Origin of the sequence: Bradyrhizobium sp. 191, from assembly GCF_023100985.1 — a bacterium.
Lineage (GTDB): Bacteria > Pseudomonadota > Alphaproteobacteria > Rhizobiales > Xanthobacteraceae > Bradyrhizobium > Bradyrhizobium diversitatis.
The window spans coordinates 6,159,608-6,176,231 of record NZ_CP064692.1; the positions used below are offsets into that span (position 1 = coordinate 6,159,608).

The following is a 16,624-nucleotide window of genomic DNA, read 5'->3' on the forward strand; positions in this document are numbered from 1 at the left end:
TGGATACCGGTTCGCGTGAAGAAAACGCGTCAAGACAAGAATCCAGAGCCCCGTTCCGATTTCATCGGAACGGAATTGGCTCTACTGTGAAGGGCAATTTGGGCACTCGATCATGGCGATGAACGTTGCGAGCTCATCCGGAGGCGGCGGACGCCGCGGCCGGCGCAAGCCCGTCGTGGCCGAAATCAACGTCACGCCGATGGTCGACGTGATGCTGGTGCTGCTCATCATCTTCATGGTGTCGGCGCCGATGCTGACGGTCGGTGTGCCGCTCGACCTGCCCCAGACCCAGGCCAAGAGCCTCGAAAACAACGACCAGAAGCCGATCCAGATGTCCGTCGACATCAAGGGCAAGGTCTTCATCAATGATGCCGAGATCGCGCTGAACGAACTGGTGCCGAAGCTCAAGGCGATCACGGATGCGCGGGGCGGGCTCGAGGAACGCATCTACCTGCGCGCCGACAAGAAGGCCGATTACGGCACGGTGGCCAAGGTCATGGGCCTGCTGTCGGGTGCCGGATTCAAGAAGCTCGCCCTCGTCACGGAAGCGGATCAGGGGTAAGCGGTGAAGGTGAACATCGACAAGACACTCGTTGCGTCGATCGCCCTCCACGTCCTCGTGCTGGGATGGGGGCTCGTCACCTTCAGCAGCAAGGCCTACATCGCGCCGGAAGAGTCGCTTCCGGTTGACATCATCTCTTCCGATCAACTCGCGAAGATGATGGCGGGGCAGAAGACCGGGAAGAAGGAAGAGCCGAAGCCCAAGGTCGAGAAGATCGCGGAAGCCAAGCCCGAGGAAGATGCCGTCGGCAAGGTCACCGAGAAGAAAGAGCTGATCAAGACCAACTCGACGCCGGAGCCGCCGCCGAAACCCGTCGAGAAGCCGGTCGAGAAGAAGCCCGAGCCGCCGAAGCCGGTGACCGAGGCGAAACCAAAGGAAGAGCCGAAGCCGCAGGAAAAGAAGCCCGATCCGGCCAAGGAAGATCCGATCGCCGAGCTCCAGAAGAAGCTGGACACCAAGAAGCCGCCGCCCAAGCCCGTGGAGCAGAAGGTTGCGGCGGTGCAGCCGCAGCAGCAGCCGAAGCCGAAGGAGCGCACCTTCGACCCCGCGCAGATCCAGCGCGACCTCGACAAGCGCGCCACGACACGGCACGAACTGACTGGATCGGCGCTGAATGCGTCGGCGTCGTTGGGAGCGGCGACCGGGACGGCCGTCGCCAACGTCGCGACCTGGCGCGGTGCTTTCCAGGGCGCGGTCAAGCGCTGCTTCACGCCGACCTATAACGGGCAGGATGCTGACCAGTATGAAGCCGACATCGACATTCCCATGAAGATCGACGGATCGTTGGCTGCCGAGCCGATCGTCGTCGCTGTGCGGGGACCGTCGCGGTCGATCGCGCAGGCGGTGGCGGAGAGCGCCAAGCGCGCCATCGTGCAGTGCCAGGTCTATTCGTTCATGCCGAAGCAGCAATACGAGAGCTGGAAGCTCATTCCGATGACTTTCGGTCTGAAAGATATGTTGTGACATCCGAACCAAAGAATTTTGCGATGAATGATGCCCGATCGATGAACCGCCGCCGCTTCATGACCCTGACCGGGTCGACGCTCGCGATGCTCGGCGGCGGACACGCCTTGGCTCAGGGGCAGCCGCGACTGCGCATCGATCCCACCGAGTTTCAGCCCGTCCCGATCGCGATCACCAATTTTGTGCCGGGCTCGCCCTCCGACGGCGACGTCGGCAACGGTGTCACCCAGGTCATCACCAACAATCTGAAGCGCTCGGGCCTGTTCGCGCCGATCGACCAGGCCGCCTTCATCGAGCGCATCAGCAACATCGACGTCGCGCCGCAATTCCAGAACTGGAAGACCATCAACGCCCAGGCCCTCGTCACCGGCCGCATGACGCGGCAGCCGGACGGCCGGCTCAAGGCCGAATTCCGCCTGTGGGATGTGGTCTCCGGCCAGCAGCTTGCCGGCCAGCAATATTTCACCTCGCCCGAATATTGGCGCCGCATCGCCCACATCATCTCCGACCAGATCTACGAGCGGATGACCGGCGAGAAAGGCTATTTCGACAGCCGCGTGGTGTTCGTGGACGAGACCGGGCCGAAGGAGCGCCGCGTCAAGCGGCTCGCGATCATGGACCAGGACGGCGCCAATGTGCGCTATCTGACCCGCGGCTCCGACCTCGTGCTGACGCCGCGCTTCTCGCCGAACTCGCAAGAGATCACCTACATGGAGTTCGGCCAGGGCGATCCGAAGGTCTATCTCTACAACATCGAGACCGGCCAGCGCGAGATCGTCGGCAACTTCCCCGGCATGACCTTCGCGCCGCGCTTTTCGCCGGACGGCCAGCGCGTCATCATGAGCCTGCAGCAGGGCGGCAATTCCAACCTGTTCGTGATGGATTTGCGCTCGCGCTCGACCACGCGCCTCACCGACACGCCGGCCATCGACACGTCTCCGTCTTACTCGCCGGACGGCACCCGCATCTGCTTCGAGTCCGATCGCGGCGGCCGCTCGCAGATCTATGTGATGGCTGCGGGCGGGGGCGCTGCGCAGCGCATCTCCTTCTCCAAGGACGACACCAACGCCACCTATTCGACGCCTGTGTGGTCGCCGCGCGGCGACTACATCGCCTTCACCAGGCAAGGCGGCGGGCAGTTCTCGATCGGCGTCATGAAGCCGGACGGTTCGGGCGAGCGGCTGCTCACCTCCGGCTTCCACAACGAGGGCCCGACCTTCTCGCCGAACGGCCGCGTGCTGATGTTCTTCCGCGATCCCGGCGGCAATGGTGGGCCGTCGCTGTACTCGGTCGACATCTCCGGCCGCAACGAATTGAAGGTGCCGACGCCGGGCTTTGCCTCGGACCCGGCATGGTCGCCGCTGTTGTCCTCGACGTCGGGCTGACGGGAGCGCAGCTAAAACATCGCGTGTTCAGACGCGCGATGTTTTCGAAAAAACGCGCCGATTTTTTCGAGTTCGCAGCGCACGGCAAGACTTCCTTCACCTTGTGCCCGGCAAGGCTTGCCTAGCTGCCTGATATCTAAGCGAAAATCAGTTCGCTATTGCCGAAAAACAACTCGACTTTAACGATGTTCCCTCAGAAAGGCTTCATCTCAGTTGGGTTAGAACTACGCGCCCAACCAGGACGCGCGTACACACCAACATGCAGTTCGCTAGCCAGAGCGGAGAGCAGGAGGAACAGGCCTCGCCGACGATTTCGGCGGCGCTGACCGATTCGCTGTTCGAGGCGCCCGGCACAGTGCTTACCGGCATAGTGTTCTCGGCGTTCTCGGCCTCCTTGACGGCGCTCAAGACGGGACAGACGCTGCTTTGGCTATTTGTCCCGCTGCTCATTCTTGCGGGAGCCATACGCGCCTTCGATTTGAGCCGGTACCAGGCCAGAAAATCGGTTCTGAGCGCAGAACAAGCGGCGCGTTGGCAGCAGCGCTACCAGATCGGAGCGCTCATCCAGGCCGCCGCCATCGGTCTATGGTGTTCCACGACCCTGCTGAGCAATGAGGACGCCATTGCTCACATGATTGCCCTCTCGGTCACCACCGGAATCGTGGCGGGAGGAGCGGGGAGGGCTTACGGACGGCAGTGGATATTTCGTCTGCAGGCCACCTTGATATTCGGACCGGCCGTGATCGCGCTGGCGCTGCACGCCACGCCTTACTACATGGCGATGTCGGTCGTGTGCGCCGCGTTCCTCCTTTCGGTCATGCGGCTCTCCGGCAATCTGCACAGGATATTCCTGCGCGCCGTTGTCGCGCGCGAGCGCGAGGCTGCGCTCGCCGGCCAGTTCGACACGGCCCTCAACAACATGCCGCACGGGCTCTGCATGTTTCGCATCGACGGCCAGCTCGCGGTGATGAACCACCGCTTTGGCGCGATGATGAATCTGCCCGACAATCTGACCCAGACCAGCACGACTGCGCGCGACATCATCGCCGCATGCGTCGAAGCGGGATCGATTTCGGCGGCCAGCGGCGAGGCGATCATCTCCGACATCGAAACCGCCCAGGCGAACGAAATCATCACCGCCGACCCCGATCCGCACAGGAATCGTTCGCTGTCATGGACCGTCCAGCCGATGGCTGATGGCGGTGCGGTTTTGCTGCTCGAGGACATCACGGAGCGCCGCAACGCAGAGGCCAGGATCAGCCATCTGGCCCGCTACGACGATCTCACGGCGCTCCCGAACCGTGTCAATTTTCGGGACGAGATCGAGCGTTTGCTCGCAGTCGCGCGCCATTCGGAGCGTCTGTCGGCTCTGCTCTTCGTCGATCTCGACCAGTTCAAGCAGGTCAACGATACGCTGGGTCATCCCTGCGGCGATCAGCTTCTGTGTGCGGTCGCCAATCGCCTGCGCGAGATGCTGCGCCCCGAGGATTTCGTCGCCCGCTTCGGCGGCGACGAGTTCGTCGTCTTCCAGCAGAACATCTCTTCGCCGGAGGACGCCTCGGCGCTTGCCCGCCGTATCGTCGAACGCCTGAGCGAGCGCTACCGTATCGAAAATCATCTGGTCGAGATCGGCGCCAGCGTCGGCATCGCGCTGACTTCCCCGGGCGAGATCAGCGCCGATACGCTGCTCAAGAATGCCGACATGGCATTGTACCGAGCCAAGGCCGACGGCCGCGGCACCTTCTGCTTCTTCCGCGACGAGATGGCGGCGACCGTCGAGGCCCGTCGCATCCTCGAGCTCGACCTGCGCAAGGCGCTCTCGAACGAGGAATTCGAGCTGTTCTACCAGCCATTGGTCAATCTGAAGTCCGGCAAGATCACCACCTGCGAGGCGTTGCTGCGTTGGAATCATCCGGTGCGCGGCACGGTCTCGCCGGTCGACATCATCCCGGTCGCCGAGGACATGGGCCTGATCGTCGATCTCGGGCGCTGGATCCTGCGCCGCGCCTGCATGGAATGCATGAAGTGGCCGGACGGCGTCAGCGTTGCCGTCAATTTCTCGCCGCAGCAATTCCACCAGCGCGACGTCCTGAGCGAAATCCGCTACGCGCTCGAAGTGTCGGGCCTGCCGGCACATCGACTGGAAATCGAGATCACCGAATCGTCGCTGCTGCGCAACACCCAGCTCACCCACGACATCCTGTCGCAACTGCGTGCGCTCGGCGTGCGTATCTCGCTCGATGATTTCGGCACCGGCTATTCCAGCCTCAGCTACCTGCACAATTTCCCGATGCAGAAGGTGAAGATCGACCGCTCCTTCCTCGAAGGCATCGATACCGACCGGCCGCTGACGCTGCTGCGCGGCGTCGCGCGGCTGTCCGCCGACCTCGGCATGGCCGTCGTGGTCGAAGGTATCGAGACCAACGAACAGCTCGAGCTGATCAGCGCCGACGGCACCGTGACGGAAGGGCAGGGTTACCTGTTCAGCCGGCCGGTTCCGGCGGTGCGCGTCCGTCAATTGCTCAACGCCTCGCATGGCCGTCGCATGCCTGACGACCAGCTCGCCATCGCGTCGTCGCGATCGGCCTGATCCCTTCGTCGCGGCTCCTTCATTGCAATCGGCTCCCGCCAGCTCCGTAGTCTTGCGGGCCCCAAAAGGTTAACCCTAACAACTCTAATGCTTTGCAATTTCGTTAAGGAACCATTAATCTGCTACTACTCGCGGAAGTTGCTTTGAGTTTAGAGGTAGCAGATGAAGTCCGGAGCCGAACCGAGCGCGGCGCTCCTTCCACGCGGCGCCGCGTTGTTTGACCGCATCGATTACCGACTCATCGAAACTCCCGAGGACAAGGACAACCTGTACTTGATGCGCTACCGCGCTTATCTGCAGGCCGGACTGATCCCGCCGTCGGAGTCGCAGCGGGTGACGGACCGTTTCGACGACGCGCCCAACGTCTGGAATTTCGGCGTCTACGTCGACGACGAGCTCTGCAGTTCAGTTCGAATCCACGTTCTGACGTCCGAATGCCGGATGTCCTACACCACGGAGGTGTTCGGCGACGTCCTGCATCCTCGGCTGGATCGGGGCGAGGTCTTTGTCGATCCGTGTCGATTCGTTGCCGATCCCGAAATGCAACAGCGGTTCCCCGAACTGCCTTATCTGACGGTCCGGCTTCCCTTCGTTGCCTGCGAGCATTTCAATGCCGATGTCGGGCTCTCGATGGTGCGGACCGATCATCAGGCGTTCTACCGCCGCGTGTTCCTGTCCGAGACTCTCACCGAGCCGCGTTCATTTCCGGGCTGGCCGACGCAGAAGGCCGTGCTGATGGCCTCGGATTATCCCAAGGTCCGGGAAAAGATCCTGACGCGTTTCCCGATCATGCGCTCCAGCGCGTTTGAGCGGCGCATGCTGTTTACACGCAGCAACGCGCGCCAGGCTGCAACGCGGCCGGCGCTGGTGACCACGCCGCGGAACCGGGATGTGGCGGCTCCGGCGGTCGGTTCGGCCTACTAGGGGGCGGTCCCCCTCTCGATTCAGCTCAAAATTCCTGCAGAAGCCGGCGCTTTTGCCGGTCGGCGCGGCTTGCCTTCACCCTGGCGCCACATTTACAACTCATTAACCATGACGGTTGCTTTTCGCTGACTGGGGGCATTTGAGCGGCTGAGGCAAGGTTCCGTCAAGGTTGACGGAACGTTCGCTTAACCAACCCCCTGTAGACCGGACAGCAGTGGACTAACGTGAGCGTGGAGGCTCCGGAATGAAACATCCTATGCGTATCCTCCAGGGATTGAAGCTGGCCGCGGTGCTCGCCGTCGCGCTGTCGATGGGCGCCTGCGCCAACAAAAATGCCGCGACGGATGCGATGGCCAATGCGGCGACGCCCGGCAGCCAGCAGGATTTCGTCGTCAACGTGGGTGACCGCGTGTTCTTCGAAAGCGACCAGACCGATCTGACCCCGCAGGCGATCGTGACCCTGGAGAAGCAGGCGCAGTGGCTCCAGACCTATCCGCGCTACAGCTTCACCATCGAAGGTCATGCCGACGAGCGCGGCACCCGCGAATACAACATCGCGCTCGGCGCCCGGAGAGCCCAGTCGGTGCGCTCGTTCCTCGCCTCGCGCGGCATCGATCCGAACCGCATGCGCACGATCTCCTACGGCAAGGAACGGCCGGTGGCCGTCTGTAACGACATCTCCTGCTGGTCGCAGAACCGGCGCGCCGTCACCGTCTTGAACGCGAGCTCCTGACGCTTCAGTCAGCCGCCGTTCAGCTTCGGAAATGGACTATGCCGGCGCCCTCTCGGGCGCCGGTTTCGTTTCAGCATTCTGTGACAGAAACCGCTTGGTAGCAGTCACATTTTTGGCGTACTCCACTTCAATGTGGGGCGCGTCGAATGTTCCGTCGCAGGCCATTTCGCTTTTGTCGTCAGGGCAAGATGTCATCCAGAATTAAGGTCTTTACCGGCACCGTGGCGACCGCCGCGCTGCTCTCTTTGTGCTCGCCCGCACTTGCGCAACCGGTCTTCGCGCAGTCGGATGACGCCGACCCCGAGATGCGGATCGAGCGGCTGGAGAACCAGCTGCGCCAGCTCACCGGCCAGAACGAAGAGCTGCAATATCGCAATCGCCAGCTCGAGGAGCGGCTGCGGGCGCTCGAAGGCGGTGCGCAAGCCGCGCCCGGCCAGGCACCGAACGTTGCGGCGATGCCGCCCGCCCAAATCGCACCAACCCAGGTCACGCCGGGCTATCGCCAGCAGCAGCCGGCCGCGCAGCCGAATTACGAGCAGCCGCAGATCGCCGCCCCTGCGCCGATCATTCAGGAGCAGCCGGCGCCTGGCGCACCCGGCACGCGCCGCCGCGGCGATGCGTTCGATCCGAACCAGAACCCGAACGCGCCGGGCGCGCCGCGCGCGCTCGGCGGCGGGCAGCAGCCGATGCCGGCGGGAGCCGGTGCCGGCGGCCGCAACCCGGGCGAGCCGCTCGATCTCGCCAACACCAGCCCCCGCTACCAGCAAGGCGTGCCGCCCGCCGCACAGCCCGGTTATCCGCCGGCCCAATCCGGCTATCCCGCGCCGGCCGGCGGCGGCCTGACCACCCTGCCGCCCTCGGCGACGCCGCGCGACGAGTTCGACCTCGGCATCGGCTACATGCAGCGCAAGGACTATGCGCTTGCCGAGCAGACCATGAAGAATTTTGGCCAGAAGTTTCCGAGCGACCCGCTGGTCGGGGACGCGCAATACTGGCTCGGCGAGAGCTACTTCCAGCGCCAGCAATACCGCGACTCCGCGGAAGCCTTCCTCGCCGTCACCACCAAATACGAGAAATCGGCCAAGGCGCCGGATGCGCTGCTGCGGCTCGGGCAGTCGCTCGCCGCGCTGAAGGAGAAGGAGGCCGCCTGCGCCGCCTTCGGCGAGGTCGGCCGCAAATATCCGCGCGCCTCCGCCGGCGTCAAAGCGGCGGTCGATCGCGAGCAGAAGCGGGTGAAGTGCTGAGGCCCGGCGTTTCTATCCTGACAACGCGGGTGGTGCTGCGCTAAACATCGCGATCATCCGCCGAGGATGCTGGGCCGGGTCATGTCAGACGATGATTCTCCGATCTCGGCGCGCGAGGCGAAGCGGCTCTTCGCCGGCCTGAGAGCTGCGCCGGCGCTGGTGCTCGCGGTCTCGGGCGGGCCCGACTCGGTCGCGCTGATGTGGCTTGCGGCGCGCTGGCGGCGCAGCCTCGCGCGCGGTCCGCTTCTCACCGTCGTCACGATTGATCACGGCTTGCGGCGAGAGGCGGCGCGCGAGGCGCGCGAGGTCAAGCGGCTCGCCGCCGGGCTCGGGCTGCCGCACCGGACCCTGCGCTGGCGCGGCACAAAGCCGAAGGCGGGGCTGCCTGCGGCAGCGCGCGAGGCCCGTTACCGTCTGCTCGCCGACGCCGCGCGTGCCGCGGGCGCGAGCCATGTGCTGACGGCCCACACCCGCGACGACCAGGCCGAGACGCTGTTGATGCGCCTCTTCCGCGGCAGCGGACTTGCCGGGCTGTCGGCCATGGCTCCCCTCAGCGAGCGCGACGGAATCGTGCTGGCGCGTCCGCTGCTCGATGTTCCGAAGTCGCAGCTGATCGCGACCCTGAGGCGGGCGAAGGTCGGCTTTGCCGAGGACCCCACCAACCGGGACACCGCCTTCACCCGGCCGCGGCTGCGCGCGCTGCTGCCGCTGCTCGCGGCCGAGGGCGGCGATGCGCGCAACCTGGCGCGGCTCGCGGCAAGGCTGGCGCGGGCCAATGCGGCGGTCGAGGTGCTGGCCGACGGCGCCGAGCGCTTCCTCCGTTTGCGGGATCGCGGCGTTGCGCCGCAGGTGGGGGGCCGAAGCTTCGAGGCCTCGGCCTTTGCCGCCCTGCCGGAGGAGGTCCGGCTGCGGCTCCTGCTGCGGGCGATCAACGCGCTCGGACATGAAGGGCCGGCGGAACTCGGCAAGGTTGAAACCCTGATGTCCGCACTGGACCAGGCGGTGGCCGCAAGTCTCCGCGCCCGCGCGACCGGCCGGCCGGTCCTGAAGCAGACCCTCGCGGGAGCCTTGATCAGCCTTGCCGGCGGGCGTATCCACATTGCGCCGGCACCGGCCCGGCGGCGCACCGGGAGATGAGCACGAATGAGGGCGGATCATGGCACCGGCCGTTTCGCATCTGCGCCGTCAGGCCACCTTAACCAGGCCGGAAAACCCCCGATCGGGCGCCATTATTTCCGCGGGAATCGCGCTAAGATGGGATAAATAGTCCCATCGCGTTCCCTTGGCAGCGACCGGGGCGGCACCTAAATTGTATCCGTCTAACCGAGAGGATTCCTTGGGATTTCCTCGCATTGACCAAAGCCACTGCCCAAGGATCAGGGTTGCGATCCGCGCGACCACGAAGGAAGATCAATGAACGCCAATCTGCGCAATTTCGCCCTCTGGGTCATCATTGTCTTGCTGCTGTTGGCGTTGTTCACGCTGTTTCAGAATCCGGGTCAGCGGGCCTCCTCGCAGGACATCGCCTTCTCCCAGCTCCTGAGCGAAGTTGACCGCGGCAATGTGCGCGACGTCGTGATCCAGGGGCCTGATATCCACGGCACCTTCACCAACGGCTCGAGCTTCCAGACTTACGCGCCGAACGACCCGACGCTGGTGAAGCGCCTCTATGACAGCAAGGTGCAGATCACTGCGAAGCCGCCGGGCGACAATGTGCCCTGGTTCGTCTCGCTGCTGGTCTCCTGGCTGCCCTTCATCGCGCTGATCGGCGTGTGGATCTTCTTGTCGCGGCAGATGCAGGGCGGCGCCGGCAAGGCGATGGGCTTCGGCAAGTCGCGCGCCAAGATGCTGACGGAAGCGCATGGCCGCGTCACCTTCGAGGACGTCGCCGGCGTCGACGAGGCCAAGCAGGACCTGCAGGAGATCGTCGAGTTCCTGCGCGACCCCGGCAAATTCCAGCGCCTCGGCGGTCGCATTCCGCGCGGCGTGCTGCTGGTCGGCCCTCCCGGCACCGGTAAGACCCTGATCGCGCGTGCGGTGGCGGGCGAAGCCAACGTGCCGTTCTTCACCATTTCCGGTTCGGACTTCGTCGAAATGTTCGTCGGCGTCGGCGCGAGCCGCGTCCGCGACATGTTCGAGCAGGCCAAGAAGAACGCGCCTTGCATCATCTTCATCGACGAAATCGATGCTGTCGGTCGTCACCGCGGCGCCGGCCTCGGTGGTGGCAATGACGAGCGCGAGCAGACGCTGAACCAGCTGCTGGTCGAGATGGACGGCTTCGAGGCCAACGAGGGCGTGATCCTGATCGCCGCGACCAACCGTCCCGACGTGCTCGATCCCGCGCTGCTGCGTCCGGGCCGCTTCGACCGCCAGGTCGTGGTGCCCAATCCGGACGTCGTCGGCCGCGAGCAGATTCTCAAGGTTCACGTTCGCAAGGTGCCGCTGGCGCCGGATATCAACCTCAAGACGATCGCGCGCGGCACGCCGGGCTTCTCCGGCGCCGACCTGATGAACCTCGTCAACGAGGCTGCGCTCACCGCCGCCCGCCGCAACAAGCGGATGGTGACCCAGGCCGAGTTCGAGGAGGCCAAGGACAAGGTGATGATGGGCGCCGAGCGCAAGTCGCTCGTCATGACCGAGGAAGAGAAGCTGCTGACGGCCTATCACGAGGGCGGCCACGCCATCGTCGGCCTCAACGTGCCCGCGACCGATCCGATCCACAAGGCGACCATCATTCCGCGCGGCCGTGCGCTGGGCATGGTCATGCAGCTCCCGGAGCGCGACAAGCTGTCGATGTCCCTGGAGCAGATGACCTCGCGCCTTGCCATCATGATGGGCGGCCGCGTCGCCGAAGAGCTGATCTTCGGTCGCGAGAAGGTGACCTCGGGCGCCGCCTCCGACATCGAGCAGGCCACGCGCCTTGCCCGTATGATGGTGACGCGCTGGGGCCTGTCGGAAGAGCTCGGCACCGTCTCCTATGGTGAGAACCAGGACGAGGTCTTCCTGGGCATGTCGGTGTCGCGCACGCAGAACGCGTCCGAGGCGACGGTCCAGAAGATCGATTCCGAGATCAAGCGTCTGGTCGAGGAGGGCTACAAGGAAGCGACCCGCATCCTCACCGAGAAGCACGCCGATCTCGAAGCGCTCGCCAAGGGACTTCTCGAATTCGAGACGCTGACTGGCGACGAGATCGTCGACCTGCTCAAGGGCAAGAAGCCGAACCGCGAATCCGTGCTCGAGCCCACCACGCCGCGCGCCTCCGCGGTGCCCCCGGCCGGCAAGTCGCGCCCGCGGCCCGATCCGGATCCCGGCCTGGAGCCGCAGCCGCAGGCCTGATCGCAAGCGGCAGACCGAATTGAAAAACGCGGCGGAAACGCCGCGTTTTTTGTTGGGCGGCGGCGATCTGCGCCTCGAAGTTACACTCCCGTGCCCCCGAGGCAGCGCGGCTCTCTACCTTTGCTTTTAGAGCTACGGCGGGACAAGTCCGCTTCGCCCCGCCTGTGATCTCCTTACTTCGCTGCTGCTCCGGATCTGGCGCCGCGTGCGAGGAACCGCAGCATGTCATCGTTGAACTGCTCCGGATCCTGCAGGAACGAGAAGTGACTGACATCTGGCTGGATCAGGAGGCCGGCGCCCGGAATGCTCGCGGCCATGAACTCGGTGTTCTCGCGCTTGATCGCCTCGTCGTGATCGCCATCCACGATCCAGGTCGGCACCTTGATTGTCGCGAGGTCCGAAGCCGTCCACTTCGGCTGGCTCTCCCACATCTTGGTGATCTCCGTGACAAACCCCTTGTACTCGGTCGGGGTCGACGAAAGGCGCTTGTACTCCTCGCCGGCCCTGGCGATGTAGGCATTGAAGACGTCGCTCGACGCAATATCCGCCACGCCTGACGGGTCCGAGTTCGCCGCGAAGGCGAACAGCCTGCTCACCCGCTCCGGATGCCTCATGGCGACGTCGAGGCCGATGATCGCGCCGTCGCTCCAGCCGACGATCGCAGCCTGCCTGATCTTGAGATGATCGAGCAGCCCGATCACGTCCGAGGCCATCAAATCATAGCCATATGGCTCCTGGTTGCGGCTGCTGCGGCCATGGCCGCGGCTCTCCATGACGATGACCTGATATTGCCGTTGCAGCGCGCGGACCTGATGGCCCCAGTAGTTGGCGTTGGCGAGGCCGCCATGCAGCAACAGGACGGGCTGGCCGCGACCGAAGATGGCGTACCAGACCTTGATGCCGTTGACGGGTGCGAAGCCGCTCTGCGCCGCCTTGGGCAAGGTTGGAGTCGGCGGCAGGCTGAGCCATTGCGGCGCCGCCTGCGCCGTCGTGATCGAGACCGTGACGAGAAGTGCGATGAAGAGATTGCGAAGCAGCATGACACACCTTTCCCTTCGACCATCCGATCGTACCGCATGACAGAACCTGCGCGTCAGCTCCCGAGACGGTCCGCACAGAGAAGTGAAAACTCACGCGGCCAGCCGAGCTGCGCGGCGAGCGGCACCATGCCGGAGATGGTCTGGCGGGACAGGTTGCGATCCGGCATCGCGATCTCGTGGCGCTCGTTGCCGCGGCGAATGCCGGCCAGATTGCAAAGCCAACGCCGCCGAGGGTGGCGGGCGATACGAGGAGTGCGGCACGCAGCAGCCCCCGATTGATCGCGCAGACCGGCCTGGCAAGACTGTTCGGCGGGAGCAGCAGCGACGACCCGGCTAGCCGCCTTGGCGCGAATGCGAGAACACTCAATAAGAACTTAACGCTTGCGTTCTAGGGTCTGTTTGGATTCATCTTGAGTTTGTCACGGCGGCGGTCAGATTGATCATTGCTTCGAAGCTCAAATCGGTTTTGTCGGCGCGCATGGCGATCCGCTTGAATTCCTTGAGCTTGCAGAAGAAATTTTCGATCAGATGCCGCCATTTGTACATTTCCTTGTCGATGGCGAGAGGCTTGGCGCGACGTGGGTGCTGGGAAATGACCACCTTGGCGCCGCGCTTGTCGAGGTCGGCGATGATGGCATTGCTGTCGAACGCCTTGTCTGCGATCAGCGCATCGAAGGCCAGCCCTTCGATAAGCGGCGAGACGCCGACCGTGTCGAAGCGCTGGCCGGGCAGCAGCACGAAACGCACGAGATTACCGAGCGCGTCGGTAAGTGCCAGGATTTTGGTGGTCATACCGCCTTTCGAGCGGCCGATGGCTTGGTTTTGCGTCCCCCTTTTGCGCCCTGTCCGTGGCGGTGGACTTTGACGATGGTGGCATCGACCATGACGTATTCCATGTCCGGCTCGTCCGAGACCGCATCGAACAGACGCTTCCAGACACCTGCCTTCGCCCAGTCGCGGAAACGCGTGTATACGGTTATCCAGTTGCCGAAGGCGCGCGGCAGATCGCGCCATGGGCTGCCTGTCCGGGCGATCCACAAGACTGCTTCGACAAATAGCCGGTTGTTCTTGCCGCTCCGGCCGGGATCAGCCGGCTTGCCAAGACAATGTGGTTCCATCTTCGCCCATTGGGCGTCAGTCAAAACGAATCGGTTCATCCCAAGCTTGAATCACAGCCAAGCCCAAATGAGAATCCTGAATCCAAACAGGCCCTAGTTTGGCTCGCCATGTCTGACCAGGTCGTCCACAGCGCGGTTCAACCGTTTTCGGCACGTGCAGCGCTCCCTTGGCTGGTGGGCCTCAGCGTCTATGCGGCGCTGCTCGTCGCCGGGCCGCGGTTGCTCGGCGATCCCGACACCTATTCTCATGTCGAGCTCGGGCGCTGGATCATGGCGCATGGCGCCCTGCCGACGAGCGATCCCTTTTCATTTTCCAAGCATGGCGCGCCCTGGATCACCTTCGAATGGCTCTCGGAGGTCATCTACGCGGCCGCGTACATAATTTCCGGCTGGCCGGGCGTCGTCGTCGTCGCCGCGGCGGCGATAGCGCTCGCCTTTGGTTTGCTGACCTTTTTCCTGCTGCGTGAGCTTTCGCCGACCCAGACGCTGCTCATGGTGATTGCCGCCGTCATCCTGTTGGCGCCGCATATGCTGGCGCGGCCGCACGTCCTCGTCCTGCCGATCATGGTGATTTGGGCGGCCGCCCTGGTGCGCTGCATGGATCGTGGAGGGCCTCCGCCATACTGGGCCCTGCCGCTGCTGGTGCTGTGGGCCAATCTTCACGGCAGTGGGGTGCTGGCTCTCGGGCTGATCGGCCCTGCAGGGCTCGAGGCGCTGCTGCGCGAGAAGCCAAGCGAATGGCCGCGCGTGCTGCTGCGGTGGCTACCCTTCACGGCACTCGCAGTCGCAGCCTCCTGCCTGACGCCCCACGGGCCGGAACCGCTGCTCATGCCGCTGACGACACTCGGCCTCGGCCCCGCGCTCGCCTGGATCGCGGAATGGCGACCGCAGGATTTCGGCCATGTCGGGGCCTTCGAGTTGCTGCTGCTGGCTGGAATCTTTGCGCTCTCGCGTGGCGTGACGCTGCCGGTCGTGCGCGTCCTTGTGGTGCTGGGCCTGCTCCATTTCTCGCTGGCGCAGATGCGCAATGCCGATCTGTTGGCCATGCTGGCGCCGCTCTATCTGGCAGCCCCTCTGGGGCGGCGGTTCGGCGGTGCGGCCGCGGACGATGCGGTCGTCGCGCCGCGCGGCCTCACTCTGGCCGGGCTCGGCGTGTTGATCGCGGCGAGCGGAGTCGCCCTGGCGCACGACGTCAGGCCGGCTCCGACCATCACGCCTCAGGCAGCCATTGCTGGAGCCGATCTCGCCAAGGCTGGGCCCGTGCTCAACGACTATTCCTTTGGCGGCTATTTGATCTTTGCCGGCATACCGACCTTCATCGATGGTCGCGCCGAACTGTACGGCGGACCGTTCATCGACCGCTACAATCGGGCACTGGCGCTGATCGATCTCGGAGATTTTCTCGACTTGCTGGAGGAATACCGCATCGGTGCGACGTTGCTCGCACCGCATACACCGGCAGTAGCGATGCTCGACCGGCTGCCCGCGTGGCAGCGCGTCTACAGCGACGACGTGGCGGTCGTGCACAAGCGGCGGGAGACGCCGCAAAGATAGGCAAAGGGCGTGTCGAATCCGACATATCGGCCTCCGGACAACACGCCCGTCCGGCGCCTTGTCACGCGTCGCCGAGTCACTCGTTGATGGCGTGGATCGCGGGTGGGGCCGCCGCCTCGTTGCGATCGAAGCCGGCTCGCGTCTGCACCACGTAGAGCGGGCGGCGCTTCACCTCGGCGTGGATGCGCCCGACATAGAGCCCCACGATGCCCGTCATCAGCATGTTGATTCCACACAGCAGCGACACGAGGACGATCGTCGACGACCAGCCGGTCACGAGGTGGCTGTCGTTGCTGAGCCACATCAGCACCACCCAGCCGCCGTAGAGCATTGCGAGTCCGGAGACCGACAATCCGCACCAGATCGCCAGCCGCAAGGGCAGGTCGGAAAAGCCAAGTGCGGCATTCATCGCGAGCCGTACCATCTTGAACAGCGGGTATTTTGTCTCGCCCGCCACGCGCTCGAGGCGGTGGAAGGCGACCTCGGCCTGCCGGAAGCCGAGCCAGGCGATCATGCCGCGCACGAAGCGATCCTGCTCCGGCATTTGCCGAAGGGCCTCGAGCACCTTGCGATCGATCAGGCGGAAGTCGCCGACGTCGGCGGGGATGCCGACTGAGGACATCCGGCCGAGCAGCCGGTAGAACAGATGCGCGGTCGCACGCTTGAAGCGGCTTTCCCCCTCGCGCGACAGGCGGCGGGCGTGGACGACGTCGTTGCCTTCCTGCCATTTCGCGATCAGTTGCTCGATCACTTCGGGCGGATCCTGCAGGTCGGCATCCATCACGATGATCGCGTCACCCTGCGCGGCGTCCATACCGGCGGTGATGGCGACCTGGTGACCGAAATTTCGCGACAGGCCGATATAGCGATAGCGCGGGTCGCGCGTGGCGAGCGCCTGCAGCACGATCGAGCTGGAATCGCGGCTGCCGTCGTCGACGAAGATCGCTTCTGCCGGCCCGTCGAGCCGCGACATGACCTGATCGAGGCGGCGCAGCAGGACCGGCAGCACGGCTTCCTCGTTGAACACGGGGATGACGAGGCTGTAGTGGATCGATCTGGGCCTGGACGCCATGCGAAAGATTCCAACTGTGTTTCAGGAGCGGGACTCTAACGCGCCGGTGGTTAAGGTCGCCTTGTCGCAACGATTAAGGATCTATTGCTCCGGGGCCCATGTC

Annotated in this window: 13 protein-coding genes; 10 read left to right on the forward strand and 3 right to left on the reverse strand. The window is 64.5% G+C overall.

What is annotated here, in order from left to right:
* Positions 1 to 112 precede the first annotated feature (112 nt).
* The 9 genes from tolR to ftsH all read left to right on the forward strand — a co-directional run bounded on the left by tolR (position 113) and on the right by ftsH (position 11,737).
* On the forward strand, positions 113 to 562 hold the full coding sequence (gene tolR / locus IVB23_RS28825) for a protein TolR (RefSeq protein WP_027573098.1): 450 nt from the start codon (positions 113 to 115) through the stop codon (positions 560 to 562).
* Positions 563 to 565: 3 nt separating this feature from the next.
* A complete protein-coding gene (locus tag IVB23_RS28830) occupies positions 566 to 1,525 on the forward strand; it encodes a hypothetical protein (RefSeq protein ID WP_061880856.1) in 960 nt (319 codons plus the stop codon).
* Positions 1,526 to 1,566: 41 nt separating this feature from the next.
* A complete protein-coding gene (tolB, locus tag IVB23_RS28835; protein ID WP_247804985.1) occupies positions 1,567 to 2,910 on the forward strand; it encodes a Tol-Pal system beta propeller repeat protein TolB in 1,344 nt (447 codons plus the stop codon).
* Positions 2,911 to 3,169: 259 nt separating this feature from the next.
* On the forward strand, positions 3,170 to 5,500 hold the full coding sequence (locus IVB23_RS28840; RefSeq protein ID WP_197969548.1) for an EAL domain-containing protein: 2,331 nt from the start codon (positions 3,170 to 3,172) through the stop codon (positions 5,498 to 5,500).
* 162 nt (positions 5,501 to 5,662) lie between these two features.
* Positions 5,663 to 6,424, forward strand: coding sequence for a hypothetical protein (locus tag IVB23_RS28845; RefSeq protein ID WP_247800899.1), 762 nt, complete (start codon positions 5,663 to 5,665; stop codon positions 6,422 to 6,424).
* A 244-nt stretch (positions 6,425 to 6,668) separates the two neighbouring features.
* On the forward strand, positions 6,669 to 7,157 hold the full coding sequence (gene pal / locus IVB23_RS28850) for a peptidoglycan-associated lipoprotein Pal (RefSeq protein ID WP_018641585.1): 489 nt from the start codon (positions 6,669 to 6,671) through the stop codon (positions 7,155 to 7,157).
* 188 nt (positions 7,158 to 7,345) lie between these two features.
* Entirely contained in the window at positions 7,346 to 8,401 is a 1,056-nt protein-coding gene (ybgF, locus tag IVB23_RS28855; RefSeq protein ID WP_247800900.1) for a tol-pal system protein YbgF, read from the forward strand.
* Positions 8,402 to 8,482: 81 nt separating this feature from the next.
* Positions 8,483 to 9,538: a tRNA lysidine(34) synthetase TilS gene (gene tilS, locus IVB23_RS28860; RefSeq protein WP_197968505.1), complete on the forward strand. Its 1,056-nt coding sequence runs from the start codon at positions 8,483 to 8,485 to the stop codon at positions 9,536 to 9,538.
* Between the two features lie 276 nt (positions 9,539 to 9,814).
* Positions 9,815 to 11,737 (forward strand): ATP-dependent zinc metalloprotease FtsH, encoded by a 1,923-nt coding sequence (gene ftsH, locus IVB23_RS28865; RefSeq protein ID WP_061880851.1) that lies wholly within the window; start codon positions 9,815 to 9,817, stop codon positions 11,735 to 11,737.
* A gap of 173 nt (positions 11,738 to 11,910) precedes the next feature.
* Here ftsH and IVB23_RS28870 read toward each other — a convergent pair whose 3' ends face one another.
* Positions 11,911 to 12,777, reverse strand: a complete 867-nt coding sequence (locus tag IVB23_RS28870; RefSeq protein WP_247800901.1) for an alpha/beta hydrolase — start codon at positions 12,775 to 12,777, stop codon at positions 11,911 to 11,913.
* Positions 12,778 to 13,182: 405 nt separating this feature from the next.
* Positions 13,183 to 13,934, reverse strand: a protein-coding gene (locus IVB23_RS28875) for an IS5 family transposase (protein WP_247800519.1) whose coding sequence is annotated in 2 segments (ribosomal slippage) — positions 13,183 to 13,604 and positions 13,604 to 13,934 — 753 coding nt in all. Because the reading frame shifts where the segments join, the coding sequence is not laid out codon by codon here.
* A 69-nt stretch (positions 13,935 to 14,003) separates the two neighbouring features.
* Between IVB23_RS28875 and IVB23_RS28880 the strand changes: the two genes are divergently transcribed.
* Positions 14,004 to 15,449 carry a hypothetical protein gene (locus IVB23_RS28880; RefSeq protein ID WP_247800902.1) on the forward strand — a complete coding sequence of 482 codons (1,446 nt, stop codon included), beginning with the start codon at positions 14,004 to 14,006 and terminating at the stop codon, positions 15,447 to 15,449.
* Between the two features lie 76 nt (positions 15,450 to 15,525).
* Here the strand turns inward: IVB23_RS28880 and IVB23_RS28885 are convergent, their stop codons facing one another.
* Positions 15,526 to 16,521, reverse strand: coding sequence for a glycosyltransferase family 2 protein (locus IVB23_RS28885; protein ID WP_247800903.1), 996 nt, complete (start codon positions 16,519 to 16,521; stop codon positions 15,526 to 15,528).
* Between the last annotated feature and the right edge of the window lie 103 nt (positions 16,522 to 16,624).

Excerpts from the sequence above, each read along its gene's own strand:
- IVB23_RS28880 (WP_247800902.1), top strand. The coding sequence starts at position 14,004 with ATGTCTGACCAGGTCGTCCACAGCGCGGTTCAACCGTTTTCGGCACGT.
- tolB (WP_247804985.1), top strand. The coding sequence starts at position 1,567 with ATGAACCGCCGCCGCTTCATGACCCTGACCGGGTCGACGCTCGCGATG.
- tilS (WP_197968505.1), top strand. The coding sequence starts at position 8,483 with ATGTCAGACGATGATTCTCCGATCTCGGCGCGCGAGGCGAAGCGGCTC.
- IVB23_RS28870 (WP_247800901.1), bottom strand. The coding sequence starts at position 12,777 with ATGCTGCTTCGCAATCTCTTCATCGCACTTCTCGTCACGGTCTCGATC.
- IVB23_RS28885 (WP_247800903.1), bottom strand. The coding sequence starts at position 16,521 with ATGGCGTCCAGGCCCAGATCGATCCACTACAGCCTCGTCATCCCCGTG.
- pal (WP_018641585.1), top strand. The coding sequence starts at position 6,669 with ATGAAACATCCTATGCGTATCCTCCAGGGATTGAAGCTGGCCGCGGTG.
- ftsH (WP_061880851.1), top strand. The coding sequence starts at position 9,815 with ATGAACGCCAATCTGCGCAATTTCGCCCTCTGGGTCATCATTGTCTTG.
- IVB23_RS28840 (WP_197969548.1), top strand. The coding sequence starts at position 3,170 with ATGCAGTTCGCTAGCCAGAGCGGAGAGCAGGAGGAACAGGCCTCGCCG.
- IVB23_RS28845 (WP_247800899.1), top strand. The coding sequence starts at position 5,663 with ATGAAGTCCGGAGCCGAACCGAGCGCGGCGCTCCTTCCACGCGGCGCC.
- ybgF (WP_247800900.1), top strand. The coding sequence starts at position 7,346 with ATGTCATCCAGAATTAAGGTCTTTACCGGCACCGTGGCGACCGCCGCG.
- tolR (WP_027573098.1), top strand. The coding sequence starts at position 113 with ATGGCGATGAACGTTGCGAGCTCATCCGGAGGCGGCGGACGCCGCGGC.